The 26,345-nt window shown below is 76.0% G+C and carries 22 protein-coding genes; 10 read left to right on the forward strand and 12 right to left on the reverse strand.

Annotation, left to right across the window (positions count from 1 at the left end; all coding sequences use genetic code 11):
• Positions 1-253 precede the first annotated feature (253 nt).
• The gene (locus VKZ81_RS13585) at positions 254-1,888 is read right to left on the reverse strand and encodes an ABC transporter permease (RefSeq protein WP_324241885.1); all 1,635 of its coding nucleotides are present in this window, start codon (positions 1,886-1,888) and stop codon (positions 254-256) included.
• Positions 1,879-2,988 carry an extracellular solute-binding protein gene (locus VKZ81_RS13590; protein WP_324241886.1) on the reverse strand — a complete coding sequence of 370 codons (1,110 nt, stop codon included), beginning with the start codon at positions 2,986-2,988 and terminating at the stop codon, positions 1,879-1,881. The genes VKZ81_RS13585 and VKZ81_RS13590 overlap by 10 nt, the downstream gene beginning before the upstream one ends.
• 57 nt (positions 2,989-3,045) lie before the next feature.
• On the opposite strand from VKZ81_RS13590, the gene VKZ81_RS13595 reads away from it, so the two are divergent.
• Genes VKZ81_RS13595 through VKZ81_RS13610 form a run of 4 tightly spaced genes read left to right on the forward strand, consistent with a single transcriptional unit; the run spans position 3,046 to position 7,343 of the window.
• Positions 3,046-4,056, forward strand: coding sequence for an ABC transporter ATP-binding protein (locus tag VKZ81_RS13595; protein ID WP_324241887.1), 1,011 nt, complete (start codon positions 3,046-3,048; stop codon positions 4,054-4,056).
• Positions 4,053-5,519, forward strand: a complete 1,467-nt coding sequence (locus tag VKZ81_RS13600; protein WP_324241888.1) for a hypothetical protein — start codon at positions 4,053-4,055, stop codon at positions 5,517-5,519. The genes VKZ81_RS13595 and VKZ81_RS13600 overlap by 4 nt, the downstream gene beginning before the upstream one ends.
• Positions 5,516-6,448 (forward strand): glycosyltransferase family 2 protein, encoded by a 933-nt coding sequence (locus VKZ81_RS13605; protein WP_324241889.1) that lies wholly within the window; start codon positions 5,516-5,518, stop codon positions 6,446-6,448. Before VKZ81_RS13600 ends, VKZ81_RS13605 begins: the two co-directional genes overlap by 4 nt.
• A complete protein-coding gene (locus VKZ81_RS13610) occupies positions 6,441-7,343 on the forward strand; it encodes a Gfo/Idh/MocA family oxidoreductase (RefSeq protein ID WP_324241890.1) in 903 nt (300 codons plus the stop codon). Before VKZ81_RS13605 ends, VKZ81_RS13610 begins: the two co-directional genes overlap by 8 nt.
• Here the strand turns inward: VKZ81_RS13610 and VKZ81_RS13615 are convergent.
• The 4 genes from VKZ81_RS13615 to VKZ81_RS13630 all read right to left on the reverse strand — a co-directional run bounded on the left by VKZ81_RS13615 (position 7,333) and on the right by VKZ81_RS13630 (position 14,123).
• A complete protein-coding gene (locus VKZ81_RS13615; protein ID WP_324241891.1) occupies positions 7,333-8,835 on the reverse strand; it encodes an alkaline phosphatase family protein in 1,503 nt (500 codons plus the stop codon). The two genes, VKZ81_RS13610 and VKZ81_RS13615, sit on opposite strands and share 11 nt — an antisense overlap.
• A 16-nt stretch (positions 8,836-8,851) precedes the next feature.
• Positions 8,852-9,694 carry a glycosyltransferase family 2 protein gene (locus tag VKZ81_RS13620; protein WP_324241892.1) on the reverse strand — a complete coding sequence of 281 codons (843 nt, stop codon included), beginning with the start codon at positions 9,692-9,694 and terminating at the stop codon, positions 8,852-8,854.
• A complete protein-coding gene (locus VKZ81_RS13625) occupies positions 9,691-10,968 on the reverse strand; it encodes a hypothetical protein (RefSeq protein WP_324241893.1) in 1,278 nt (425 codons plus the stop codon). Before VKZ81_RS13625 ends, VKZ81_RS13620 begins: the two co-directional genes overlap by 4 nt.
• 101 nt (positions 10,969-11,069) lie before the next feature.
• Positions 11,070-14,123 carry an arabinosyltransferase domain-containing protein gene (locus VKZ81_RS13630; RefSeq protein WP_324241894.1) on the reverse strand — a complete coding sequence of 1,018 codons (3,054 nt, stop codon included), beginning with the start codon at positions 14,121-14,123 and terminating at the stop codon, positions 11,070-11,072.
• A gap of 139 nt (positions 14,124-14,262) precedes the next feature.
• Here VKZ81_RS13630 and VKZ81_RS13635 point away from each other — a divergent pair, with 139 nt between their 5' ends.
• From VKZ81_RS13635 to VKZ81_RS13645, 3 genes are all read left to right on the forward strand, one after another.
• Positions 14,263-14,619, forward strand: coding sequence for a PadR family transcriptional regulator (locus VKZ81_RS13635; RefSeq protein WP_324241895.1), 357 nt, complete (start codon positions 14,263-14,265; stop codon positions 14,617-14,619).
• Positions 14,620-14,622: 3 nt separating this feature from the next.
• A complete protein-coding gene (locus VKZ81_RS13640; RefSeq protein ID WP_324241896.1) occupies positions 14,623-15,972 on the forward strand; it encodes a permease prefix domain 1-containing protein in 1,350 nt (449 codons plus the stop codon).
• Between the two features lie 264 nt (positions 15,973-16,236).
• Entirely contained in the window at positions 16,237-17,040 is an 804-nt protein-coding gene (locus tag VKZ81_RS13645) for an SAM-dependent methyltransferase (RefSeq protein ID WP_324241897.1), read from the forward strand.
• 111 nt (positions 17,041-17,151) lie between these two features.
• Here the strand turns inward: VKZ81_RS13645 and VKZ81_RS13650 are convergent, their stop codons facing one another.
• From VKZ81_RS13650 to VKZ81_RS13670, 5 genes are all read right to left on the reverse strand, one after another.
• The gene (locus VKZ81_RS13650; RefSeq protein ID WP_414709372.1) at positions 17,152-18,093 is read right to left on the reverse strand and encodes a Sco1979 family transcriptional regulator; all 942 of its coding nucleotides are present in this window, start codon (positions 18,091-18,093) and stop codon (positions 17,152-17,154) included.
• 235 nt (positions 18,094-18,328) lie between these two features.
• On the reverse strand, positions 18,329-18,574 hold the full coding sequence (locus tag VKZ81_RS13655) for a DUF397 domain-containing protein (RefSeq protein WP_324241899.1): 246 nt from the start codon (positions 18,572-18,574) through the stop codon (positions 18,329-18,331).
• A gap of 145 nt (positions 18,575-18,719) precedes the next feature.
• Positions 18,720-19,325 carry a dsRBD fold-containing protein gene (locus tag VKZ81_RS13660; RefSeq protein ID WP_324241900.1) on the reverse strand — a complete coding sequence of 202 codons (606 nt, stop codon included), beginning with the start codon at positions 19,323-19,325 and terminating at the stop codon, positions 18,720-18,722.
• Between the two features lie 593 nt (positions 19,326-19,918).
• Positions 19,919-21,757 (reverse strand): MFS transporter, encoded by a 1,839-nt coding sequence (locus VKZ81_RS13665; protein WP_324241901.1) that lies wholly within the window; start codon positions 21,755-21,757, stop codon positions 19,919-19,921.
• A complete protein-coding gene (locus tag VKZ81_RS13670; protein ID WP_324241902.1) occupies positions 21,754-22,602 on the reverse strand; it encodes an alpha/beta hydrolase in 849 nt (282 codons plus the stop codon). Before VKZ81_RS13670 ends, VKZ81_RS13665 begins: the two co-directional genes overlap by 4 nt.
• A 114-nt stretch (positions 22,603-22,716) precedes the next feature.
• Between VKZ81_RS13670 and VKZ81_RS13675 the strand changes: the two genes are divergently transcribed.
• The 3 genes from VKZ81_RS13675 (at position 22,717) to VKZ81_RS13685 (ending at position 25,968) form a co-directional block, all read left to right on the forward strand.
• Positions 22,717-23,679 carry a LysR family transcriptional regulator gene (locus tag VKZ81_RS13675; RefSeq protein WP_324241903.1) on the forward strand — a complete coding sequence of 321 codons (963 nt, stop codon included), beginning with the start codon at positions 22,717-22,719 and terminating at the stop codon, positions 23,677-23,679.
• A 199-nt stretch (positions 23,680-23,878) separates the two neighbouring features.
• A complete protein-coding gene (locus tag VKZ81_RS13680) occupies positions 23,879-25,225 on the forward strand; it encodes an amidase family protein (RefSeq protein ID WP_324241904.1) in 1,347 nt (448 codons plus the stop codon).
• Positions 25,225-25,968, forward strand: coding sequence for an MBL fold metallo-hydrolase (locus VKZ81_RS13685; protein WP_324241905.1), 744 nt, complete (start codon positions 25,225-25,227; stop codon positions 25,966-25,968). The genes VKZ81_RS13680 and VKZ81_RS13685 overlap by 1 nt, the downstream gene beginning before the upstream one ends.
• Here the strand turns inward: VKZ81_RS13685 and VKZ81_RS13690 are convergent.
• A partial coding sequence (locus VKZ81_RS13690; protein ID WP_414709373.1) for a hypothetical protein occupies positions 25,965-26,345 on the reverse strand: 381 nt, incomplete at its 5' end. The genes VKZ81_RS13685 and VKZ81_RS13690 overlap by 4 nt on opposite strands.

Consider the following 26,345-nt stretch of genomic DNA (forward strand, 5'->3'; position numbering starts at 1 on the left):
ATGCTCACGGCGATGCTCGCCGTGGAGAACGTCCTCGGCGCCGACCACGACATCTGGTCGGTGAACGTCGACGCCGACTACCACGAGGAGATCAGCACCGGCCGGGACGCGCCGGTGCTCCCGCGCCGGGGCTGAGCGGACTTCAGCAAAGCCACTTTCATGAAGCTGGGCTACAGCAATGTGGCTTTCCTGAAGTTCCGATCGGCGGACGGGGAGGTGCTCGCGCGCCGGCCGAGGCCGTTACGAGCCGGGGTCAGGACCGGGGCACGGGCGGGGTGCCGCCGCCGGGCCGGTGCCACAGCCTCACGAGCACGACCACCGGAACGAGCCCGACGAGCACGATGAGCAGCGCGGGCAGGGCGGCGGTGTCGAACCGGGAGTCCTTCGTCGCCTCCCACGTCATGATCGCGAGCGTGTCCCGGCCGAGTGGGCGCAGCAGCGCGGTGGCGGGCAGCTCCTTGATGACCTCGACGGTCACCAGGAGCGCCGCGGTGACGATCCCGGGCCACAGCAGGGGCAGGTGGACGTCGGTGAGCACGCGGGCGCGGTCGGCGCCGAGGGCGCGCGCGGCGTCGTCGAGGTGCGGGTGGATGCGGCTCATGCGGGACTCGATGGCGGAGTAGGCCTGCGCGTGGAACCGCACCACGTACGCGCCGACCAGGCCGAGGATCGTGCCGGTGAACAGCAGCCCGATGTCGGCGCCGAACCAGCTCGCGATCGTGATGAGCCGCCGGTCCACCCAGACCAGCGGCACGTAGATCGCGACGGCGATGACCGCGCCGGGCACCGCGTACCCGACGGCGGCGAGGCGGGCGGCGACGGCGCCGACGCGGGTGGGCGCGACCCGCTGCCCGTAGGCGACGGCGGTGGCGGTGCAGACGGCGACGGCCGCGGCGGCCACGGCGAGCAGCAGCGTGCTGAGTGCGGCCTCGCCGAGCCGGTCGGCGACCCGCCCGGTGAGGACGGTCTCGACCGACCAGGCCGTGAGCTGGACGACCGGCAGGACGAACACGATCCCGAGGAGCAGGGTGGGCAGCGCGCAGGCGAGGAGCGCCCGCCATCCGGTGAGCCTGCGGGGGACGACGGCGTCGCCGTGGGCGAGGGCCTGGTGGTAGCGGGCGCGGCCGCGCAGCGCGCGCTCCAGCACGACCGCGAGCAGTGCGAGCCCGACCAGCACGGTGGCCAGCTGCAGGGCCGCGGCCGTGTCGAAGGCGCCGTACCAGACGCGGTGGATCGCGTCGGTGAGCGCCTGGTAGCCGAGCAGGTTCACGGCGCCGAAGTCGGCGAGCGCCTCCATCACCGCGAGCGCGACCCCGCCGGCGAGCGCGGGCCGCGCCAGCGGCAGGGCCACCGTCCGCACCGCGCCCAGGTAGCCGTGGCCGAGGCTGCGGGCCGCCTCGAGGGCCTGCCGGGACTGCCCGAGGAACGCGCTGCGCCCCAGCACGTACACGTACGGGTAGAGCACCGCGGTGAGGACGCCGATCGCCCCGGCCGGCCCGCGCAGGCCGGGCAGCTGCAGTCCGCCGAACAGGCTGCTGTGCAGCGGGTCGGCGTGGCCGAACTGGCCGAGGAGCACGAACACCAGCACGTAGCCGGGGATCGCGAGCGGGAGCACCAGCGCCCACTCCAGGACCTTGCGGCCCGGGAAGTCGTAGAACGACACGAGCACGGCGAGCGTCCCGCCCAGCACGAGCGTCCCGGCACCGACGCCCACCCCGAGCAGCACGCTGCGGCCGAGCGCGGGCGGCAGCAGGGTGAGCGTGACCGCGTCGACGCCGGGCAGGAAGCTCAGCGGCAGCGCGGCGAGCGGCCCGGCGACCCCGAGGGCGACCAGCACCCCGAGGATGGCCCAGCCCGACGACCCGCGCCGACGGGTCGCTACGTCCACCCCACCCTCAGCATCATCTCGACGGCCTGCTGCAGCGCCGGGCCCGCTCGTTCGCCGTCGATCGGGTCGATCCTGACGCCGGCCCAGTCGCTGATGTGCGCGGGCGGCGGGACCTCGGGGTTGGCGGCGAACTCGCTTCCGGCGATGATCTGCTGCTGCGCGGGTGGCGAGGTGAGCCACTCCATGAGCGCGACGGCGGTGGGCACCGCGTCCGAGCTCGCCACCACCCCCACCCCGGAGACGTTCGCGTGCGCGCCCGCGCCCTGCTGGTCCGGCCACGCGGGCGCCACCGGGAAGTCCGGGTTCTCCTTGAGCGCCCGGCCCAGGTAGTAGTGGTTGGCCAGGCCCACGTCGCACTCGCCGGCCGCGATCATCGCGAGCATCTCGCCGTCGGAGTTGATGATCTGCGGCTCGTTGGCCATCCACGACCGCAGCAGCTCCTCGGTCGCCTCCGGCCCGCGCTTGACGATCATGTCGGCGACCAGCGACTGGTTGTACTCGTTGTTGGACGTGCGCAGGCAGACGCGGCCCCGGAAGCGGGGGTCGGCGAGCGACTCGTAGCTCGTCACCGCGCCCGGCGGGACCCGCTCGGTGGAGACCACCGGCACCCGCAGCCGCGTCGAGACCGCCCACCAGGTGCCGTCCTCGTCGTGCAGGCCCTCGGGCACCTGCGCGCGTAGCTTCGGGCTGGTGACGCCCTGCAGCAGGCCGGCCTCCTCGGCCCGCCACAGGTTGGCGAGGTCGGTGGTGACGAGGACGTCCGCCGGGGTGTCGGCGCCCTCCCGGCGCAGCCGCTCGAACAGCTCCGGCCCGGTGCCGCCGCGCAGCTCGAGGCGAACGCCGGTGGCGGCCTCGAAGTCGCGGAACACCTGCTCGTCGCCGTAGTGGGAGCGGCCGTTGTAGACGACCAGCGTCTCGGCGTACTGGATGCCGTCGGTGTTGACCTCGGTCGGGCCGGACTCCGGGGGCGGCGCCGCCTCGAACCCGCCCGGTTCGGATCCGCCGTCGAAGGCGGCGACGGCGAACGCGACGACGAGCGCCACGACGACGACCGGCACACCGATCAGCAACCACAGGCGTCCGCGGGAGGATGCGGCCATAGCGCTCCAGTTCAGCGAGGCTCAGATGGAGCGAGCTTAGGCTAAGTTGAATGCGCCATGACAGAGCTCGCGATCGACGCCACTGGCGTGACCAAGTCCTTCGGCGCGCACCGTGCCGTCGACGGCGCCGACCTGCGGGTGCGCCCGGGTGAGCTGGTGGCGCTGCTCGGGCCGAGCGGGTCGGGCAAGACCACCCTGCTGCGGCTGCTCGCCGGGTTCGAGGTGCCCGACGCGGGCACGGTCCGCATCGGTGGACGCCTCGTGGCGGGCGACGGGATCTGGGAGGAGCCGGACCGCCGCCGGATCGGGATGGTGTTCCAGGACGGGGCGCTGTTCCCGCACCTCACCGTGGTGGAGAACCTCGAGTTCGGCCGGCCGCGCCCGGGCCGGGCGGCCGACTGCCTGGCCCTCGTGGGGCTCGCCGGCCGGGCGTCGGCCTACCCGCACGAGCTCTCCGGCGGGGAGCGGCAGCGCGTCGCGCTCGCGCGGGCCCTCGCGGTCGACCCCGACGTCGTCCTGCTCGACGAGCCGTTCGCCGCCCTCGACGAGGGGCTGCGGGTCGGGCTGCGCGAGGAGGTCGCGGCCGTGCTGCGCGCGGCCGGGGCGAGCGCCCTGCTCGTCACCCACAACCAGGAGGAGGCGCTCTCGCTCGCCGACGTCGTGGCGGTGATGCGCAGCGGGCGGATCGAGCAGGTCGGGCCGCCGCGCGAGATCTACGAGCGTCCCGTGTCGCGGTGGGTCGCGGAGTTCCTCGGCGACGCCGATGTGCTGCCGGGTTCGGTCTCGGGCGGCATCGTCGCCACCGAGCTCGGCTCGTTCCCCGCGGCCGGAGGCCTCGCCCGCGCCCAGGTCCTGCTGCGCCCCGAGCAGGTCGAGATCGTCGACGACGGGGCCGGCCCGACGGCCACCGTGGTCGGCCACTCCTACTTCGGCCACGACCAGATCGTGCGGCTCGAGCTCCCGAGCGGGGCCCGGCTGCGCAGCCGGGTGCTGGGCCGGGCGTCCTGGCGGCCGGGCGACACGGTCCGGGTCCGGTTGAGCGGCGAGCCGATCGTCCTGCCTGCATGAGCGGCCCGGCCGTCGCCGAAGCGCCGGCGGTGCCCGCCGCCGCCCGGCCGGCCGTGCGCGGTCCCCGGTACGCGGGGCTCGCCGTGTTCGCCGGGTGCACCGGGATCGCGGCGGCGTCGCTGGCGGTGCCCGCGCTGCTCGGCTTCGACCCCTGGGTGTGGTTGATCTGGGGCCGGGAGGCGCTGCGCGGCACGCTCGCGACCGACGGGTCGGTGGCATGGAAGCCGCTGCCGGTGCTGGTCACGGCCCCCGCCGCGCTGTTCGGCGACGCCGCGCCCGCGCTGTGGACGCTCGTCGCGCGGGCCTGCGGCCTGTTCGGCGTGGTCGTGATCGTGCGGCTCGCCGCGCGCACGGCGCGGCCGCGGGGCGGCACCGCGGCCGGTGCGGTGGCGGGCGTGGTCGCCGCCGCTGCGTTCCTGCTGACCCCCGACGTGGAGTCGCGGTGGCTGCGGCACCTGCTGCAGGCCAACATCGAGCCGCTCACCGTGATGTGCCTGTTGTACGCGGTGGAGCGGCACCTCGACGGGCGGCGGTGGCACGCGCTGCTGCTGCTCTGCGCCGCCGCGCTGACCCGGCCCGAGGCGTGGCCGTTCCTCGCCCTGTACGCCGGGTGGCTCACCTGGGCGCTGCGCCACCGGTGGTGGTGGGCGGGGCCCGCGGTGCTGGCGGTCCTCGCGGCGGTGCCGGTGCTGTGGTTCGCGGGCGACCGGCTGGTGTCCGGGGACCCGCTGAGCGGCGCGGTCGTCGCGCAGGTCCTCAGCGACACCACCCCGACCCAGCGCTGGATCCTCGCGATCGAGAACGTCGCCGCCTGCGTGATCGCGCCGGTGTGGGTGGCCGCGGCGGTGTGCGTGGTGTGGGCGGCGCACCTGCGCCGCGGGCTGCCCGCGGCGCTCGCCGCGTGCGCGGTGGTGTGGGCGGCCGAGGTGGCGGTGATGGCCGGGGTGTTCGGCTACGCGGCGCTCGGCCGGTTCCTCGCCCCGGTCTCCGCCGTGCTGTGCGTGCTGGCCGGGGTCGCGGTCGGGTGGGTGGTGACCGCGCCCCGGGCGGTGCTCGGCCGGGCCGCGGTCGCCGCCGCGCTCGTCGCGGCCGCCGCCCCGTTCGCGGCGCCGCGGGTGGCCTGGCTGCCGCTGCAGGTGCAGCACGCCGCGGAGCGGTCGGCCGCCGAGCACGAGCTGTACGAGGTCGCCGCCGCGCTCGGCGGCCGCGAGGGCCTGCTCGCCTGCGGGAACCTCGCCATCGACACCGTGCGGCCCGCCGTCGAGCTGCGCCCGGCGCTCACCTACCGGCTCGACGTCCCGATGCGCGGGATCACCCACACACCCGGGCCCGGCACGACGATCGCGCAGGTGGGGAGCCCGCTGCACGCGGCGATGGCCGCCCGGCCCGCGGGCCAGGTGACCCTCGTGGCCCGCAGCGAGCGCTGGGCCGTCTACACCGAGTCCTGCGGGAGCCCGCCATGACCACGCTCTCGGTGGTGGTCCCGGCCACCGACTCACCGCCCACGCTGCCCGCGTGCCGGGCCGCGCTCGACCGCGCGGTCGCGGCGCTCGCCGAGGCGGGTGGCTCGGCCGAGGTGCTGGTCGTCGACCGGCCCGCGTTCCAGCCGGTCTGCACGGCCCGCAACGCGGGGGCGCGGCGGGCGCACGGCGACGTCGTGGTCTTCGTCGACGCGGACGTCGAGGTGCACCCGGACGCGCTGGTCCGGATCGCAGAGGCGTTCGCCGATCCCGGCCTCACCGCGCTGTTCGGCTCCTACGACGACTCCCCGTCGCGCGGTGGCGCGGTCGCGGCGTTCCGCAACCTGCTGCACCACCACGTCCACCAGAACGCCGCCGGGCGGGCACAGACGTTCTGGTCCGGGCTCGGCGCGGTGCGCCGGCAGGCGTTCCTCGCCGCGGGCGGGTTCGACGAGCGGCGCTACCCGCTGCCGTCGGTGGAGGACATCGACCTCGGTGTCCGGCTCGTCGCGGCCGGCGCCCGGATCGAGCTGGACCCGCGGATCCAGGGCACCCACCTCAAGGCGTGGACGCTGCGGTCGATGGTGGTCACCGACTTCGCCCGCCGCGGCGTGCCCTGGGTGGCGCTCGCGCTGCGGCACGGGGGCACCGCCTCCACCGCCCTGAACCTGGGGTGGCGGCACCGCGTGAGCGCGCTCGCCTGCCTCGTCGGCGCGCTGGGCGTCGTGGCGCGGCGGCCGGCCGCGGCGGGCGTCGCGCTCGCGGTCCTGCTCGGGCTGAACCGCGACTTCTACCGGCTGCTCGCGCGCAGGCGCGGCGTGGGCGAGGCGGTGCTCGGCGTGGGCCTGCACGCGGTGCACCACCTCACGGCGGTGGCGTCCGTGCCGTTCGGCGTGGCACGCCACGTGCGGGATCGGAGGAACGATGGCTGAGTTGCGGATCGGGCTCGTGGGCGCGGGCCGCCTCGGCGAACAGGGCTACGTCCCGGCGCTCGCCGCGGCGGCGGGCGTGCGGCTCGCGGCGGTCGCGGAACCGGACGAGGCCCGGCGGGCGCGTGTCGCCGGCGCGGCGGGCGTACCCGGGTACCGCTCGGCGGAGGACCTGCTGGCCGCAGGCGGCGTCGACGCGCTCGTGCTCGCGACCCCGGCCTCGGCGCACCTCGCCGACGCCCGGCTCGCCGCGGCCGCAGGCCTGCCCGCGCTCGTGGAGAAGCCACCCGCGGCCGACGTGGCGGAGGCCGCGGAGCTGGCGGCGCTGGAGCCGACGCCGTGGATCGGGTTCAACCGCCGCTTCGACGACGGGGTGGCCCGGCTGCGGGAGGCCGTGCCGCGCGGCGCCGAGGTGGGCGTGTTCTGCGAGATCTCCTACCGCCGCGCCGGGTGGGACGCGCACACCGTCCGCGACGATGCCCTGACCGACCTCGGCCCGCACCTGGTCGACCTCGCCCGGTGGCTCACCGGGGCCGACGTCACCGACGTCCGGCGCGCGGACGTGCGCCGGGAGCGGGCCGGGTTCGATCTCGTGCTCGGGGCGGCGCGGGCCCGCATCCGGTGCGCGACCGACCGGCCGTACCGCGAGCGCATCGAGGTCCGCCACCGCGACGGCAGGCTGGTCGGGCGCCTGTCCCGCGGCGGGCTGGTCGCCGCCGTGCGCGGCCGCCTCGCCTCGCGGGGCCCGCACCCGCTCGTCGCCTCGCTCACCGCTCAGCTGGAGGCGTTCGCCCGCGCCGTGCGCGGCGAGCTCGAGCCGACCCTGGCCACCGCCGAGGACGGTGTGGCGGTCATGGCGGCCCTGGACGCGGTGCGGGCGGCGCGGCTCAGCGGGTGAGCAGGGGACGGCCGGTGAGGTCCGTGTCGACGCCGGCGAGCGCGGCCGCCGTGGCGGCCACGTCCTCGAGGCGGGGTTTGTGCTCCGGCCGCACCGGCGTCGAGGACCCCGGCACGACCAGCGCCCACGCGTCGCCCTCGGTGTGGTTGCCCGAGCGGCCGCTGCCCACGCCGTGGCGCAGCACGGTGCCGTACTGCGGCGAGGTCACCCCGCTGACCCGGGTGGCGGGGGTGTCGACCCACCTCACGATGAGGTCGGGCAGCTGGTGGGCGCGCGAGCCGGTGCCGAACAGGTCGGCGACCCGCTCGATCGACCGGATCACCGGGGAGCCGTCGAGGTGGGTGAACGTGAGCAGGCCGGCGGTGATCTCCTCCATGACGTCCTTGGCCTCCTCGGGCGCCACGATCCCGTCGCGCTCCCGGCCCTTCAGGTTCAGCCGGATGTAGCCCTGGTTCTCCGCGGGGTGGGCGAACGCCTTCGTGCGGCTCCAGTCCACGCCGCGCATCTCCAGCCGCGAGGTGAGGTCGAGCGCGATCCGCTCCGGCAGCGCCGAGGCCACCTTCGCCCGCAGCCCGCTGGGCAGGGCGGCGCGCAGCCGCCAGATCGAGGAACCGCCGTTCGGTTGCGCGTCCGCGCTCGGGGCGGGGTCGAGCACGGCGCGCAGCATCTCCGGCAGCATGTCGGCCCGGCTCGTGTTGACCTCCATGCCGACGGGGGAGACGACCATCAGGTCGGCGTCGGGCGGCAGGGCGGCGACGATGCGGCCCATCGCGGCGTCGACGGCCCGGTAGACCTCGTCGAGGGTGCCGCCCAGCACCCGTTCGGCGGCCGGGTCGAGGCCGGCGGGGTCGAGCTGGGAGAGGTCCCAGAACTGGTGGCCCGCGACGTGCGCGGCGCAGAACGTGAGCCACGCCAGGTCGAAGGGCTGCTCACCGAGGAGCAGGGTCGCGGCGTCGGCGACCCGGCCGGGGGCGGCGAGCAGGCGGCGGCGCAGGCCGAGCATCTCGTCGGCGGTGTGGCGGCCGAACACCTCGTCCACCGGCTGCGGCGGTCCGAACAGGCGCTCCAGCCTGCGGTGCGCGCCGGACGGGGACGACCAGCGGCGCAGCACCACCCGGTCGTGCAGCTGCCAGCCGCAGACCAGCTCGCCGGGCGGGGGCGCGGTGGGTGGGCGGCTCTCGTAGGGGTCGACGGCGAGGGTGCGCGCGCCGAGGCGCTCCCAGATCGGTGCGGGCGCGGGGAACGCGTCCATGTAGCGCACCCGCTGCTCGGCGGCCGACCACTGGAACGGGTAGAACAGCCCGTGCTCTTCCAGCTCGACGCCGCTGTAGAGGGTGTGCTGCGCGCCCGCGGCGAACTGCGTGGCCGGGGCGTCCAGCTCGTGCCACTCGCCGCGCTCCCGCAGCGCCGCGAGGGTGGGCAGGTCGCCCGCCGCGAGCAGGCGCTGCAGCACCGAGGCGCTGGCGGCGTCGAACTGCAGGATCGTGAGCATGATGGGTAACTTAGCCTTACCTGGCTTCGCGGGCGAGCGCCTCCCGGGCCACCCCCCACGCGGTCGCGACCTGCGCGAGGCACACCAGCGCCCCCGCCGCGGCGCCCTCGGCGAACCCGCGCCGCAGCAGTCCCGCGTAGAACGCGGGGGGCTCGGGTCGGCGCAGCGTGCCGTGGTCGGCGCGGAAGCGGTAGGCGCCGCGTCCGTAGCGGACCTGCTGGCGCCAGAACGTCCGCGCCCCGAGCTCCTGGTGGTGGCGCACCACCGCGGCCGGCTCGAAGACCAGGGTGCGGCCCGAGCCGACCAGCCGGGCGCACCAGTCGCGGTCCTCGCCCGCGGCCAGCGGGTAGCGCTCGTCGAAGGGGAGGGCGCTGATCACGTCGGCGCGGCAGGCGAGGTTGCTCGTCGGCGCGAACCGCATCCGCCCCGCCGCGTCGATCGACGCCTCCGCGAGGTGGCTCGCGATCGTCTGCGCGGCCGCGGCGAACGGGTTCTCCGGGCGGGCGTTGCGGGTCGGCCCGGCGACGGCGTGGACGCCCGCCTCGCCCAGCCGGGCGGCGAGGCGGGCCGCCCACCCCGGCACCGGCTCGCAGTCGTCGTCGGTGAAGCAGACGACCGTCCCCTCCGCGGCCGCGGCCCCGCGGTTGCGAGCCGCCGCGGGCCCGCGGCCCTCGCCGCGCACGAGCCGGGCCCGGGGCGCGCCCGCCACGACCTCGCCCACGGCGCGGGCGTCCCGGGAGGCGTCGTCGACGACGACGATCTCCATGTCGGTCGCGGTCTGCGCCTCGAGGGCGGCGAGGCAGACGGCGAGCCGGTCCGGCCGGTCGCGGGTCGGCACGACGACGCTGATCCGACTCATGCCGCCACCAGGACGGCCGCAACCGAGCCGGCGGTGCCGAGGGCGAGCCCGGCGCCGGCCGCGCGGGGGAGCAGCAGCAGCGACACGAGCGCCGTGACCGCCGTGCCCGCCAGCGCGGCGGTCGTCGCGCCCGCGGCACCCCAGCCGGGGACGAGGGCGAGGCACACCGCGACGAACGCGGCGGCGCCGGCGAGCCCCGCGTACAGGGCGGCGTCCGGGCGCAGGCGCAGCGCGCTCGCCTGCACCGCCAGCGCGTTCAGCGGGGCGAGCACGACCATCGCGATCGCCGGCACGAACGCCGCCGCCGCGTCGGCGTAGGCGGCGCCGAACACCGCGGGCACGACCGCGTCGACGACGAGCGTCGCGCCCACCGCGCCCGCTGCGACCGGCACGAGCAGCAGCCCGGCCAGCCTGCGCAGCGCCCGCTCGCCGTCGACCCGCGCGGTGAGCGCGGGCAGCGTGACGGTGAACAGCTGCGCGACCGCATAGGTGGCGGCGAGCGCGATCCCGATCGGCAGCGCGGCGAACCCGGTCTGCACGGCCGACCCGGTGAGCACGACGACCGCGAGCACCCCGCCGCGGTGCACGAACTGGGTCAGCGCCCCGCCCGCGGCCTGCAGCAGCCCGAAGCGCAGCGCGCCCTCCGGCAGGGCCACGCGGCGTCCCGGGGCCGCGCGGAGCGACCCCGACGCGGCGGCGGCGACCGCGGCGCCCGCCACGCCCGCCGCGAGGATCGCGACCGCGCCGCCGGTGATCCCGGAGCCGCCGTGCAGCGCGAGGACGACCGCCACCAGTACGGCGTTCTGCACCGGGTAGCGCAGGCACCAGCCGGCGGCCCGGCCGAGCCCGAGGTCGGCCTGCAGCACGAGCGTCGCCGCCACGTTCAGCCCGAGCGCGAGCACCACGCACGCCACCACCGGTGGCGGGAACACCGCGGGTGTGCCCACCGCGAGCCCGGCGCCCGCGAGCGCCGCCACCGCGAACACCGCGGCGCGGTTGCGGGCGAGCCGCAGCGTCAGCGCGCGGGCGACCGCGGGCCGGTCCTCGGGCGCGGCGGCGGGGACGTAGCGGGACAGCGTCGTCGCCCCGCCGAGCGTCATGGCGAGCGAGCCGAGCGTCACCACCGTCAGCGCGACGGAGAACCGGCCGTAGTCGGCCGGGCCGAGCACCCGCGGCACCACGGTCGCGAGCAGCACGAGGGTGGCGGCCTCGGCGACCTTGCCGCCGGCGCCGACCAGCACCGGCCCGCGCAGGCTGGTCGCGTGGGACGTCACGAAGGCGACCCTAAGCCACGGCGCGGGACGTCAGGAAAGCCACATTCATGAACCTGGACTGCAGGAAAGCCACATTCCTGACGTGCGTCACCGCACCGCAGTCACCGCACCGCCGTCGACGCGCCGGCCACCGTGCGCGGCTGCGTGGTGAGGGCGTAGGCGTCGCGGGCCAGCGGGGAGCCGAACACGAACACCTGCAAGTAGGGGTCGGCCGGGGCGACGGTGGCCAGCTGCAGCACCGACTGGGTGCGCGGGACCTGGGCGAACACGCCGCCCCGCGCCGGCTGCCAGGCGATGTCGCCGAGGCCGCCGAGGGGTTGCGAGCCGCGCAGCACGCCCAGCGCGGGCGGCTCGGTGACGCCGTGGACGACCGCCGCCGGGCGTAGGCACGGGAACCCGAAGGCCACCTGCCAGGCCAGAGCGACCGGGGTCTGCGGCGGGGCGAGCTCGCTCACCGGGACCGGCCGCGCCGCCGCCGGGGCGCTGAACGCGAGCCACCCGTGGGTGCCTGCCAGCGCGTCGACCGCCTCGATGCGGACGGTGTCGGCCTCGGCGGGCGGGTCGAGGGTGAACGTGCGCCACACGGGGGACGCGACCCCGTCGGTGAGCGGCTGCGCGCCGACGGGCGCCTGCCCCCGCCCGTAGACCGCCGTGAGCGCGTTGCCGCGGTCGAGGGTGCCGGCCGCGATCACCATCACCGGCTCGTCGTCGTCCGGTAGCCGGTACCAGCCCGTCGCCGTGGCACCGGTCGGCGCGTCGGGCGAGGGCCCGTGGTGGCTGCCCCAGACCTGGCCCGCGAGCGACCCCTGCGGCGCGCTGCCGGGGTAGTGGCCGCCGGCCACGAACGCGCCGCCGGGCCCGGTGGGCGTGACGGCGGGCAGGGGGCGGGCGGTGAACGGGTCGAGCACCCGCAGCGCGTCGCCCACGGCGCACGGCGACCCCGCCCACGACTGCGCCCACACCGAGTCGCGGGGCGTGCCCGCGGCCGCCGCGGCGGTGAACGTCCCGAGCAGGTGGACGGTGGAAGCCGCGAGCGAGAGCGCGAGCACGGCGGGCGTCGCGCGCAGCAGCGCCTCCACCGGGCCGGCCCGGCGCACCACGACGAGCGCCCCGACGGCGATGGCGAGCGCCCACAGCACCGGCCGGTCGAGGGCGAGCCCGCCCGGCGCGGGCGGCCGGTACGCCGACGGCATCCCCTCGAGCCACGCGTACGGCCACGAGTTCGGCCCGCGCCAGGCCAGCGCGGCGGCGAGGGCGGCGGAGGCCGCGACCACGAACACCGCGCGCGCCGGGACGCGGCGCCCGAACGCAGCGGCGGCCAGTGGCACCCCGAGCAGGAGCATCCCGGCGAGGAACACCGCGCCCACGCCGGCGAGGGAGCCGAAGTGGTGGGTCCACTTCGACGGGGTGAGCGCGAGCGAGGCGAACCCCAGCGCCGTGGCGCCCGCCGCGACCGCCAGCGGCTGCGGGACGGCCACCCGGCGGGCCCGCGCGACGAGGGCGACCACCGCGTACCAGGCGAGCGCGACCAGGCAGGCGAGGACCGCGGCCCGCTTCGCGTAGGAGCCCATCGGGATCTGGTCGAGCAGGAACGCGTAGCGCTCCGGTTCCTCGGCCCATCCGTCCTGCGGGTAGACCGACTCGGTCACGAGCTGGCCGCGCAGGAACTCGCGCAGCGCGCCGTCGGCGAACCCGAGCAGCAGCGCGGTGGCGCCGCCGGAGCCGACGGCGAGCGCGCGCCAGGCCGTGGCGCCGCGGTCGCCCGGGACCCGCACGCATCCGGCCAGCAGTGGCAGCCCCGCCACCAGCGGCGCGACCGCGACGACCCCGCTCGGGTGCGCGGCGAGACCGGCCCCGGCGACCGCGCACGCGGCCCACGCCGCCCACAGCCGCCCCGACAGCACCAGCAGCAGCGCGACCGCCGCGCAGAGCGCGACCACCGGTTCCGGCCGCACCCCCATGTCGTAGGGCAGCCACCAGGCGAGGAAGGCGACGGCGAGCGCGGCGCGGGCCACCGCGTCGCGCCGGCGCGACCCGGGCGCGGCCGCGAGCAGCGCCGCCAGCACGCGCCGCAGCACGAGCCAGGTCAGCACGCCCGCGACGAGCGCGGGCACCCGCTGGACGACCGGGGTGAGGCCCACGACCTGCTGCCACCACGACAGCGCCCGGTGGACCCAGGTGAACGGGGTGAAGCTCTGGTCGTACAGCTGGAAGTAGTTGCCGACCTCGCCGGAGAGCGCGGCGTTGCGGGCCTGGGTGGCGAACCAGCCGTCGTCGTCCGTGGCGGGCGCGACCACGAGCCACAGCGCGAGCGCCACCACCGCGACGGCGTCCACCACCCGTGGCCGGGGGAACCGCGCTCGCCCGCGCGGCGGCCCGCGGCCGGCGACCGCGAGCAGGGCGCCGGCGGCCGCCCACGCCACCAGGGCGGCCGCGATCAGGACGATCTTGGCCGGGGACGGGCGGCTCGCGGACTCGTCGTCGAGGCGCAGCGCGACCGACAGCGGTGCATCCGGGCCCGCGGGCCGGGTGAGGTCGGTGACGAGGACGGCGACCTCGGGCAGCTGCGGCGCCCGGTCGACCGCCAGCGGGATACCGTCGCGGCCGACCTCGAGGCGCGCGTCCTCCGGCCCGGCGAACCGGCCCGGGTCGGCGGTGGCACCCCCGAGCGGGACGGCCGGGTCGAGCCGGGTGGCCGGGCTCGGCGGGCCCGCGACCAGCAGCGGCCGCCCCGAACCCTCGCCCGTGATCCGGTACTCGCACGGCCCGGGCGGGACGGGCTCGTCGACCACGAGCCTGCCCTGTGCCCTGACCTGCAGGCGACCGTCGAGAGAGGTCACCAGAAGGCCCGTGGCCTCGGGCGAGCCGGGCGGGACGGTGGCGAGCACCACGCCGTCGGTGCGGGCGACGGCGCAGCCGAAGCGGACGTCGATCTCGAGCGGCCGGTGGGCGGTGGTGGTCAGCAGCGTCGACCGGGGCGCCGACGGATCCAGCGGCCAGCGCACGGTCGGCACGTCGACCTCGACCGGGGCGAACGGCAGCGAGAGCGCGCACGCCAGCCCGACCAGACCGGCCAGGCCGGCCCACCTGCGGGCGGACCACCGCCCCGTCCCGGCCTGCGCCTGCGCCTCGCGGATGTCGACGCCTGTGGCCACGGTCTCCTCGGGTGTGTGCGCGCCCTCGTGCGGGCTCGAACGATGCCACGTCTTCGCGCCGAACAGCAGGAACGGCCGGCTTGCCGCGGTTCATACCTTGTGCTTCTATGCATAGCGCCGCAAGTCATGGGAGGCGCGGGTGCAGATCGACAAGGACCTCGTCGCGGCGTCGGCCACGCCGCTCGTGCTGGCGATCCTCGCCGAGGGGGAGAGCTACGGGTACGCGATCCTGAAGCGGGTGCGCGAGCTCTCGGGTGGTGAGCTCGAGTGGACCGACGGGATGCTCTACCCGCTGCTGCACCGCCTCGGCAGGCTCGGCTACGTGACGACCGAGTGGCGGACGCCGCCGGAAGGCCGTCGCCGCAGGTACTACGCGATCACCGAGGCCGGCCTCGCCGCGCTCGCCGAGCAGCGGCGCCAGTGGGAGGCCGTCACCCGAGCGCTCGGGAACGTGTGGCGCGGCCCCGGCCTGATGCCCGCGCTCGGGGAGGCGTGAGCCGTGGACCGGGTGGAGGCGCAGATCGCCGAGTGGCGCGCCCACGTCGCGAAGGCCCCTGCCGTGGACGAGCGGGACCTCGACGAGCTGGAGGCCCACCTGCGCGACCAGATCGCCGAGCTGGACGGGGCGCACCTCAGCCGTGACGAGGCGCTGCTCGTCGCGGTGAAGCGGATGGGCCACGTCGACGGCATCGCGCGGGAGTTCGCCCGCGAGTACAGCGGCCGGCTGTGGAAGCAGCTGGTGCTCGGCGACGGGGTCGGTGACGCTTCCCGGCGCCCGCCCGGCGGCCTGGTGGAGGTGTTGGTCCCGGCCGCGGGCGCGGCCGTCGCCGCCCAGGTCGCGCGGCTGGCGGCGGGCTTCCCCGCCGAGGAGCCGGGGTGGCTGCTGCGCAACGCGGGTCTGCTGGTGCTGCCGTTCCTCGCCTGCTACTTCGCATGGACCCGGCGGCTGGACCCCCGGCGGTGGCTGCTCGCCGCCGCGCCCTTCGCGGTGGCCGCGTTCGTGGTGAACCTCTACCCCTACCGGGCCGACTCGGCCACCGAGGTGCTCGTCGCGCTCCACCTGCCGGTCGCGCTGTGGTTCGCGGTCGCCTACCCGTACATGGACGGCACGCTGCGCTCGCACGAGCGGCGGATGGACTTCGTCCGCTTCACCGGCGAGTGGGTCATCTACTACGTGCTGATCGCGCTCGGCGGGGGCGTGCTGCTCGCGCTCACCGGCGCGGTCCTCGACCCGATCGGCATCGACTTCGACCTGGTCGCCGAGTGGGTGCTGCCCTCGGGGGCGGCCGCCGCGGTGGTCGTGGCGGCCTGGCTGGTGGAGTCCAAGCAGCACGTCGTGGAGAACATGGCGCCGGTGCTCACGGTGCTGTTCACCCCGTTGTTCGCCGTGATGCTGACGGTCGCCGCCATCACCTACGCCGTGGCGGGCGGCGCCGCCGCCGCGTTCGACCGCGAGCTGCTCGGCGTCTTCGACGCGCTCATGGTGGTCGTGCTGGGCCTCGTCCTCTACGCGCTGTCGGCCCGGGATCCGGCACGGCCCGCGGGGCGGGCCGATCGCGTCCAGCTGCTCGCGGTGGCGAGCGCCCTCCTGCTCGACGCGATGGTGCTCGGGGCCATGGTCGCCCGCGTCGGCGAGCTCGGCTTCACGCCCAACCGGCTCGCCGCGCTCGGGCTGAACCTCGTCCTGCTCGTGAACCTCGCCGGGGCCGCCTGGTTCGCGGCGCGGTTCCAGCTCGGCCGGGCCCCGTTCCTCGCCGTCGAGCGGTGGCAGACCCGGTACCTTCCCGTATTCGCGGCGTGGGCGGCGGCGGTCGTGGTGACGCTCCCGCCGCTCTTCGCCTTCGGCTGAGAGCGGTCGATTCGGCGTTCCGTCACGCGGACGAGTGACGTGCGCGAGCGCCGTCGCGGGGTCCGGAATGGACAAGTCGCCGCTCACCTGCGCAAACGGTCGGGACGCCATTCGTATCGGCGCTCCGGGTGCCCCGGGATGGCATCCGGAGTCGCGGCGTGAGTAGCATTTTTCGTCACCGAAGGCTCCCGACGGGACATCGAGACGTGTGATCATGTACTCTCTGGGAGGCCTACCGACACAGAGAGTGAGTGCGTCAACGACATGAGCAGCGAGTCCACGAGCTCAGGCGCCGGGCCGGTGGTCGACGAGTCGGTTCCCCACTCGGCGCGCATCTGGAACTACTGGCAAGGCGGCAAGGAATACTACGCCGTCGACAAAGAGGCCGGTGACGCGTACATCGCGGTCTTCCCGGGAATCGTCGACATCGCGCGCAGCATGCGCTACTTCCTGCGCCGTAGTGTCCGCTTCCTGGCCGGTGAGGCCGGAATCTCGCAGTTCCTGGACATCGGCACCGGCCTGCCCACCGCCGACAACACGCACCAAATCGCGCAGTCGATCAATCCGGCCGCGCGGATCGTGTACGTCGACAACGACCCCACCGTGCTGGCGCACGCGCGCGCGCTGCTGACCAGCACTCCCGAGGGGGCCACCGCGTACATCGACACCGACCTCACCAACACCGAAGTGGTGTTGCGGGAGGCGGCGAAGACGCTCGACCTTTCGAAGCCGGTCGGTGTCACGATCAACGGCGTGCTCGGCCACACCAACGATTACGGCGTGGCGAAGTCGGTCGTGACCGGAATCCTGGACAACCTCGTTGCCGGCAGCTATCTCGCGTTCTCCGATTCCACCACCGAGGACGAGGCGTTCAACCGGGCGCAGCAGGCCTACGACGAGACGGGCGCGGTCCCGTACAAGCTGTGGACGCCGGAGGAGCTGCGCGGCTTCTTCGACGGCCTCGAGCTGGTCGAGCCCGGCCTCGTGCCCATCCCGCACTGGCGGCCCGAGCCGGGCGACAACCCCAAGGACCTCCCCACCCTGGCCGGCGTCGGCCGCAAGCCGTAGGCGCACGCACACTCACTCCACCACGGGCCGGTGGGCCGCTCGACGGAGCGGCCCACCGGCCCGTTGGTGTCGTGGGCGGGGCCGTCTGGAGTACCGGGGAAAGGGGCGCGGTCAGAGCGCGTCGCGCACGGACTGGATCAGCTCGGTGGACCGCTCGGGCGTCAGCGCGCCCGCGGCCAGCCGGTTCATGATCTGGAGGTAGTTCATCACGTCGACGTCCTTGTTGAGGTACAAGGCGCTGTTGAGCTGCTCCAGGTAGACGATGTCGGGCAGGTCCGGCTCGGCGAAGCGCAGCAGCGTGAACGGGCCTCCGACGGCCGCGACGTCGCTGCGCTCGAACGGCACGACCTGCACCGTGACGTTCGTACGCCGGCTGACCTCGAGGATGTGGTCGAGCTGCTCGCGCATGACGTCGGGCCCGCCGAGCTTGCGGCGCAGCACCGCCTCGTCGATCACGGCCCAGTAGTCGGGGGCTTTGGGCACGTACAACAGCTGCTGGCGGTGCATCCGCAGCTCGACGCGTTTGCTCACCTCGTCGGGCCGGACGGCCTCGCCGAGGTTGATCACGGCGTTGGCGTAGGCCTCGGTCTGCAGCAGGCCGGGCACGTACTGGGCCTCGTAGCAGCGGATGATCGTGGCCGCCTGCTCCAACCCGACGTAGGTGGAGAACCAGTCGGGCATGCTGTCGCTGTAGCGGTGCCACCATCCCGGTTCGTTGGCCTGTTCGGCCAGGCTGAGCAGCAGGTCGCGGGCCGAGCCGTCGGTGACGCCGTACATCGTCAACAGGTCGGCGACGTCGCGCGGTTTGAACCCGACCCGGCCCGACTCGATACGGCTCATCTTCGCTTCCGAGCCGCGGATGGCATAAGCAGCTTCTTCGCGCGTGATACCGCTGGCCTCACGAAGTCGGCGGAGCTGGGCGCCGACCAGGATGCGCAGGACGGTTGGGCCTCCCCGTGCCTCGGCGAATCCGCCATCGGTCGGCTCGTCCTCCTGGCCGTCGGCCATAATCACCCCCTCGCAGAGGACCTCGGATCTCGCGCATCGGGCCATACGGTACCGCGTGCTATGTAGCCGCGGACCTGCCGCTGCATACCTTACGACGTCGACCGGGTGCAGAGCGAATTCAGTCTAGCGTGGGCGCCGATGAGATCCGTCTCCCTCCGCGGGAGCGCGGGGGTGCCGTTGTCGATTTGCGCCGACCCGCGCGCTGCGCGGCCACTCGGCAAAGCGCCGCGGCCTCGGGTGGACGCGGGAGTGCGACCCCTCCGATCGGGCAGGTGAGTTGCTAAGCGCCCTCGGCGAGGTCGTCGAACTCACCGCGCTTGGCCCCGAGCAGGAAGGTCCGGAACTCCTCCGTGGTGTGGACCAGCACATTCCCGTTCGGGAAGCGCGAGTTGCGCATCGCGACCCGCCCATCGGCCATCGGGGCGAGCTCGACGCACGAGCCGTTGGGGTTGCTGTGCGCGCTCTTGCGCCACTTGAGAGAGGCGGTGTCCCCCGTGGAGGTCGCCGACTCGGTGAAGTCCTGCATGCTCCGGTCACCCTCCGGCATCTTGATGTTCGTTCGGCGACCCTCTGTGGTCGCAATTGCATATGAAACTGCATCGTGTCTTGCATCTGCAACCCGAGTGCGAGGTATCGCCGATCTTGTTCGCCGAAGGGCATACGGGCGCCGCTCAGCGGGTGAGCGCGGCCCGGCCCGCGTTCACCGGTCGCCTGGCGGGGCCGGCGAGAAGCGGTGGACGGGCGGCCGGGAGGACCGTGCGCGGCCGGGTCTCGGCCGCCTGCTGCCCCGCCCCCGCGGCCAACCGCTCGGCCAGGCAGCGCAGGGCGCGTGAGGTGGCCGGGCCCGCCCCCAGCTCCGACGCCGGGCGCTGCACCGGGACGACGTGGGCGATGCCCTCCCCCTCGAGGCGGTCGGAGGTGCGGTCGTGGAGGCGGGCGAGGGCCCGGACGGCGCCGTGGTCGTTCGCGATGTCGACCACCACGGTCCAGCGCTTGCTGTCGTGCGGGGCCGGCTCGTCGTCGAGCCCGTCCCCGGCGGGCGCAGCCGGGTCGGCCTCAGCCGATGCGGTGACGAGCCGGTCGGCGAGGTCGGCGAGCGCGGCCGCGGCGGCGCGCTCGTCGCCGGTGCCGGGCGCGTCCGGTCCGGTCGGGTGTCGGTGGGCGAACCCGGTGCCCACCTGTTCGCCGCGGCGCGTGCGCAGGCGGGCGACCGCGCGCGTGCGCCGGTAGTCCTCGTCGATCTGGATCACCACGTTCCACCGCGAGAGCAACAGCACCGGGCGATCGTCGGCCGCGGGCGGGGCCGCGGGGCAGAGCCGTCGGTCGGGACTCGTGGGGGACCGTCGTCCCGGGGCGGGGCGGGCGGCCGCTCGGTAGATCTGCGGATCCGCAGGCGGGCCGCGGTGGTGACGATCGGCCCGTGCGCAGAACCCCGTGGCTCGCGGCGGCCCTCGCCGCCCTCGCCGCCCTCGTCGCCGCAGTGGTCGCTGCGGTGGTCGCGGTCATCGCCCTCCGCCCGGAGCTGTCCGCGCCGTGCGGACACCTGCTCGCCGAGCCGCGGGGCGAGCTGCGCGAGGACGCCTCGGTGCTCCGCGCGGCCTGGACGGCGCTCACCGACCCCGACGCCGACACCGTCGGGGAACTCGACGGCTCCCGTCCGGTCGTCGGTCGCACCTGCCTGCTCTACGCCGGGGTGCTCGCGGGCACGAGCGGGCCGACCGTCGTGCTGGCCGAGACGACCGTCTCCGGCTACACGAGCCTGCTGCGGGTCTTCGAGGTGCTGCTACCCGCGCCGGAGGGCGGGGCTGCGCGGGTGGGCGTGACCGGGATGCCCGCGCAGCTCGGCTCGGAGTTGCGCGCGGGGTTGGTGCTACCGCTCTCCGGCGCCTATCTCGCCCCGAGGCGCGACGCCGTCGACGTGACGGGCGTGTTCGTGGTCCGCGCCGACGGCACCGCCGAACCTGCCTCGGCGATCGGGGAGGGGGTGTACGAGCCGGTGCCCGACGCCGGCGCGGTGCTGGTGCTGGACCGCGCCGAACCGTACGGCGACCGGGCGGTCGTCGTGCCGGTGGTCGACCCGGTCCGGGAACCGGCGCCGCCGCGCAGGGCGCTGCGGCTGTGGGTCGGCGGCACGGCGATCGCCGGCCCCGCCGAGGCGCCCGCGCTGGCGGCGTTGGCCGCTGCCCTGCCCGCCGTGACGGAGGAGCCGGGGTTCGCGCGGTTGCTCGACCGCTGGCCGCCGTTCCCCGCGCTCGCCCTCGATCCCGTTCCCGGGGGCTACGCGCTCGGCGCGGGCGAGCCCCGCCCCGGCCTGCCGGTGTTCACCGTGCCCGCGACGGGGTGAGCCGCCCGCCGGTCGCGGCCGACCGGCGCCGGCGGCGCGGTGCAGCACCACCCCGGCGCCCGCGGCGAGGGCGAAGACCACCGCCTCGTAGCCCATCGCGTGGGCGAAGGCGGCCCCCGCGGTCGCGGCGGGCGCGGTGTAGGCGACGCCGGCGAGGGCGACGCCGAACGTGCCGCCGAGCTGCTGGGCGGTCGGCAGCAGTCCGGACACCGAGCCGGCCGCCGCGGCCGGCACGGTCCCCAGCACCAGGGCGAACGCGCACGCGGTGAACGCCCCGAACGCGACGCCGCCGGTGGCGAGCACCGCCCAGAGCGCGGGGCCGGGGCTGCCGATCAGCGCGGCGGTCAGCAGCGCGACCAGGCCGAGCGCGCCTGCGGAGCCTGCCAGCAGTCGCGCACCCCACCGCCGCGCCGCCGCCTCGGCGAGGCCGCTGCCCAGGAGCGCCCCGACCGCGTACGGGGTGATCGTGAGCGCGGTCGCCAGCGGGCCGAGGCGCAGGGCCCCCTGCAGGTGCAGCGACAGCAGCAGGACGAACGAGGGCACGCCCGCGTTGAACAGCAGGATCCCCGCGATCCCCCAGCGCGTGGTCCGCCCCGAGAGGGCGGCGCGGTGCACCAACGGGTGGGCGACGCGGCGCTGCACCGCGACGAACGCCGCCAACAGCGCCGCGGAGGCGGCGAGGCTCGCCCACACCCAGGCGGGCCAGCCCTGGTCGCCGCCCACGGTCAGCGGGAGCACCAGCAGCAACAGCCCGGACAGGCTGAGGCAGGCGCCGAGCCCGTCGACCCGTTGCCCGGCCCCCGTGGCGCCGCCCGGCGGGAGGGCGGGGGCCAGCGCGAGCGCGGCGGCGCCGACCGGCACGGTCAGCGCCATCGCGGCCCGCCACCCGAGGCCGAACGGGTCGAGCTCGAGCAGGAACCCGCCGAGTACGGGCCCGGCCAGGGACGCGACCGCCATCGTCGCGCCGTAGCCCGCCATCGCGCGGGCCCGCCGGGCGGCGGGCACCGCGGTCTGGACGATCGAGAGGATCTGCGGGGCCATGAGCCCGCTCCCGAGGCCCTGCACCAGCCGGGCGGCGACGAGCACCGAGGCGTCCGGCGCCGCAGCGCCCGCCGCCGCGGCGAGCGTGAACACCGCCATGCCCATGGCGAACAGCCGCCGGTACCCGTAGCGGTCGCCGAGCCGGGCCGCCGTGATCAGCGAGCACGCGAACGTCAGCGTGTAGCCGGCGACCACGAGCTGCGCCGCCCCGGGGCCCGCGCTCAGGTCCGCGCGGACGGCGGGCACCGCCACCTGCAGGACGGTGACGCTCATCAGCTGGACGAAGGTCCCCGAGTACAGGACCGGCAGCAGCAACCCGCTCACGGCCGGCGCACGGTGGCGGCCAGCAGCGCTGCGAGCCCGTCGGGTCGGGTGAGGAAGGGGGAGTGGCCGCCGGGCAGCGAGTGCACCTCGGTCTTGCGGTCCGGGGTCACCTCGTCGGCCTCGGCGATCATCAGGTCCTGGGTGACGACCGGGAGCGCGAGGTCGTCGGTCAGCCGGATGTAGCTGCGGGGGATGCGGCCCCAGCGGTCCGCGGTGACCGGGACCGGGGCCGTCAGCGACGCGATCGGCTCGTCCGGGTGCAGCAGCAGTCGCCAGTTCGGCCGGTCGGCGGGCCAGTCCCCGAGGAACGAGCGGTGGATGGTCGCCACCTCGTCCGGGTCGGGCGACAGCGGGTTGATCCGCAGGGCGCCGATGGCGCCCGCGTCGCCGACCCGCGGCACGTGGACCGCGCCCGCGTTCTCCGGCGCGTCGACGTAGTCGATGAACCGCGGCCTGCCCGCCGGCAGGAACGCCGACAGGTACACGAGGTGGTCGACGAGCTCCGGCGCGCGCTCGACCGCGGCGGACGCGGGGCCCCCGCCCGCGCTGTGCGCGACGAGCACGACCCGCTCGAAGCGCGGGCGGACGTCGGCCAGCCGGTCCAGCAGTTCGTCGGCGAGGTGGTCCATCGTGATGCCTGCGAGGGCGGACCGCTCGGTGGTGAAGCCGGGCTGGCCGGGCTGCAGGTAGCCGGTCGGCACGGGCGCGCCGACGCCGTGGCCGGGCAGGTCGACCGCGACGCTGGGCACGCCGTGGTGGGCGAGGGCGCGCTGGGTCGCCGCCCAGTGCAGCGAGGAGTGCCATGCGCCGTGAACGAGCACGGCCACGGCGGGGGAGTGCGACATGGTGTCCTCCCGTCGGTGGGTTGGTCGATGCCCAGCCCACCGGCGGCCGCCCCCGTCATCCATCTCCATATCTCACAGACCGCTGCGCGATATCTGTGACGTATCGTCGCCGCCGTGGAAGCGCGTCACCTCCGCTACGCCCTCGCCCTGGCCGAGCACCAGCACTTCGGGCGGGCAGCCGCGTCGCTCGGCATCGCCCAGCCGCCGCTGTCGGCGCAGATCGCCGCGCTCGAGCGGGAGGTCGGCGAGCGGCTGTTCGACCGCACCTCGCGGGGCGTCTTCCCGACCGCGGCCGGCGCGGCGTTCCTCGCCCGGGCCCGGCGCGCCCTCGACGAGATGGGCGGCGCCGTCGTCGACGCGGGGCGGGCGGCCCGCGGCGAGACCGGGCGGCTGCGGCTCGGGTTCATCGGCTCGGCGCTCGTGGCGCCGCTGCCGGGGGTGCTCGGGCGGTTCCAGCGCGCGCGGCCCGACGTCCGCCTCGACCTGCGGGAGATGAGCAGCCCGGCCGGCGCGGCGGCGCTGATCGCCGGTGACCTCGACGTGGCGGTCGGCCGCGGGGCCCCGCGCGGCGCCGGGGCGGAGGGGCTGGTCACGGTGCCGATCGGGGCCGACGACCTCATCGCGGTCGTGGCGAGGACGCACCCGTTCGCCGGTCGCGACGTGGTGCACCTCGACCAGCTGGCGGGGGAGAACCTCATCGTCGCCACGGCCGACCAGGAGCCGGCGGTCGTGGCCGCGCTGCGCGCCGCGTTCGGCCCCGGGCCCTCCCCGCTGGACTGCCCCACCGCGGCCCGGGACGTCCACACGATCATCGGGCTGGCCGCCTGCCGGGTCGGGGTCGGGCTCGGGCCCACCCGGATGCGCCTGCTGCACCGCGACGACGTGTGGTTCTGCGACGTGCAGCCGCGGGTGCGCCTGCCCGACCTGCATCTGTCGTTCCGCGCGGCCGACCTGTCGCCGGTGCTCGCCGCCTTCCTGGACGTGGTGCGCGCGAACTGCCACGAGGTGGGGTCGCGGCTCGACGAGGTGCTGGCCCGGCACCCGGCGGCGGTCGATCGCGCCGCGGCGCCGACCTGAGCCTCCGACGTTGCCGGGGACCGGCAGCCCGGGGCGGCGGAATCGACCGGTGGGAGTCCCTGCCGCGGACGCGTCCGGCAGGCAGGCTCGAAGGAGCCCGGGGTCCTCCGGGCCGGGCATGCGGGCTGCTCTCCCACCTCCTTCGCCGGCCCGCATGCCCACACCCCGAAAGGCGCGGATCCGGGGGATGCTTGTCGCCATGACCTCCTCGACCCGACCCCGCGACCTGCACGACGTCCGCGCCCGCGTGGCGGCATCGTCCGCCCGGGAGGTGATCGCGGAGTCGCTCGCGGCGGCGCGGGACGTCGCGCCCCTCGGCGCGTTCCTCGCGCTGGCCGACCGCGTGGAGGCGGGGGAGGGCCCGCTGGCGGGGGTCCCGCTCGCGGTCAAGGACAACCTCGACACCGCCGACCTGCCCACGACGGCGGGCACCCCGGCGTTGCGCGGCTCGCGGCCGGGACGTGACCACCGCGCCGTCGAGCGGCTGCGCGCCGCGGGTGCCGCGGTGATCGGCAAGACCAACATGCACGAGCTCGCGCTCGGGATCACCAGCAACAACTCCGCGTTCGGCCCGGTGCGCAACCCGCACGACCCGAGCCGCTCGGCAGGCGGGTCGTCGGGCGGGTCGGCGGTCGCCGTCGCCGCCGGGGTCGTGCCGCTCGCGCTGGGCACCGACACCGGCGGGTCGGTGCGGGTGCCCGCCGCCCACTGCGGGATCGTGGGCTGGCGGCCGACCGTGGGCCGCTGGCCGGGCGACCGGATCGTCCCGATCTCGCGGACCCGCGACACCGCGGGCGTGCTCGCCGCTCGCGTGGCCGACGCGGCGCTGGTCGACGAGCTCGTCACCGGCGACGCCCCGGCCCCGGCGCCGGACCGGCTGCGGCTCGGGGTGCCCCGGGCGGGCTTCTACACCGACCTGCACCCGGAGGTCGCCGAGTGCGCGCGTCGGACGCTGGACCGGCTCGCCGACTCGGGCGTCGAGCTGGTCGAGACCGAGGTCGTCGGCGCGCACGAGCTCGACGTCGACTGCGGGTTCCCGATCGTGTTCTTCGAGATCGTCGAGGACCTCCCCGCCTACCTCGCGACGCTGCCCGGGCCGGAGCGGGAGCTGACCTTCGCCGACGTGGTGGCGCAGGTCGCCTCGCCGGACGTGCGCTCCGCGCTCGAGTTCGCCGCGAGCGGCGCGATCACCGCGGACGTCTACCGGGCGGCGCTCGACACACGGGAGCGGCTGCGCGAGGCCTACCGCGCCGCCCTGCGACCCGACGGGGAGCGGCTCGACGCGCTGGTCTACCCGACGGTGCCGCTGCCCGCCCCGCCGGTGGGCGACGACGAGACGACGGAGCTGAACGGCAGGCAGGTGCCGGTCTTCACCACGACGATCCGCAACACCGGCCCGGGCTCGGCCGCCGGGATGCCCGCGATCTCGCTGCCCGCGGGCGTGACGGCGGGCGGGCTGCCGATCGGGATCTCGCTGGAGGCTCTCCCCGGGGACGACCCGCACCTGCTCGCGGTGGCGCGCCGGGTCGAGCAGATGCTCGGCTAGTGGCACCCGTGCGGATCACCGTGCTCGGCAGCTGCGGCGCCTTCCCGGAGCCGGGCCGGGCGTGCAGCGGGTTCCTGGTGGAGGCCGACGGCTTCCGCCTCGTGCTCGACCTCGGCTACGGCACGCTGCCGCGCCTGCTCGCCCACCTGCCGGACGCCGCTGTCGACGCGGTGGCGATCACGCACGAGCACCCCGACCACTGCATCGACCTGCACGGCCTGTTCCGGATCCGGCTGTACGGCGGCCCGGCCGGGCCGAGGCTGCCGCTCTACTGCCCGCCGGGGGTGCTCGACCGGCTCCGCGGCCTGGAACCGGAGGTCGACCTGCGTGCGGTCTTCGACGTGCACCCGCTGCCGGGCACCCACCGGGTCGGGCCGTTCGCGATGACCACCACGCCGCTGCCGCACTTCGTGCCGAACGTCGGCATCCGACTGCGCACGGCCGATGCGGTCGTGGCCTACACCGGCGACACCGGGCCGGACCCGGCGCTGGCCGAGCTGGGCCGTGATGCCGACCTGTTCGTCGTCGAGGCCACCGACCGCGCCGGCGAGACCGACCGCAACCCCCGCAACCTGCTGACCGCGGCCGAGGCCGGGCACTGGGCGCGCCGGGCGGGCGCCCGCAGGCTGCTGCTCACCCACTTCTGGCCGGGCAACGACCGGGCGAGGGCGGTCGCGGCGGCCCGCGCGGAGTTCGGCGGGGCGGTGCTGGCGGCCGACGAGGGACTTGTCGTGGAAATCTAGGGCCGGGCCAGCTCGAGCAGCGCCTTGACCACCGTCGCCGCCGACCCGAGCAACGCCACGCCCGCGACGAGGAGGCGGGCCGGCCCGGGCTGGACGTGCCGGGTGAGCCGGTGCCCCGCCGCGGCGCCGACGGCGAGCGCGCCGAGGGCGACGACCCAGACGGCGGGTGCGAGGACCGGCCAGCCCTTCGCCACGATCGACGCCCCGTTGAGCACCACGAAGTACAGCTGCACGGTCGCGACGAACGGGGCGTGCGGCCACCCGGTGGACAGCCCGTACAGGCTGATCGCCGGGCCACCGACGCCCGCGGTGACGTTCATGAAACCCGACGCCGCGCCGGCCACGACCGCGCCGGGGGTGCCGCGCAGCACGCGGGC

It is taken from the genome of Pseudonocardia sp. (genome assembly GCF_035305885.1).
Classification (GTDB): domain Bacteria; phylum Actinomycetota; class Actinomycetes; order Mycobacteriales; family Pseudonocardiaceae; genus Pseudonocardia.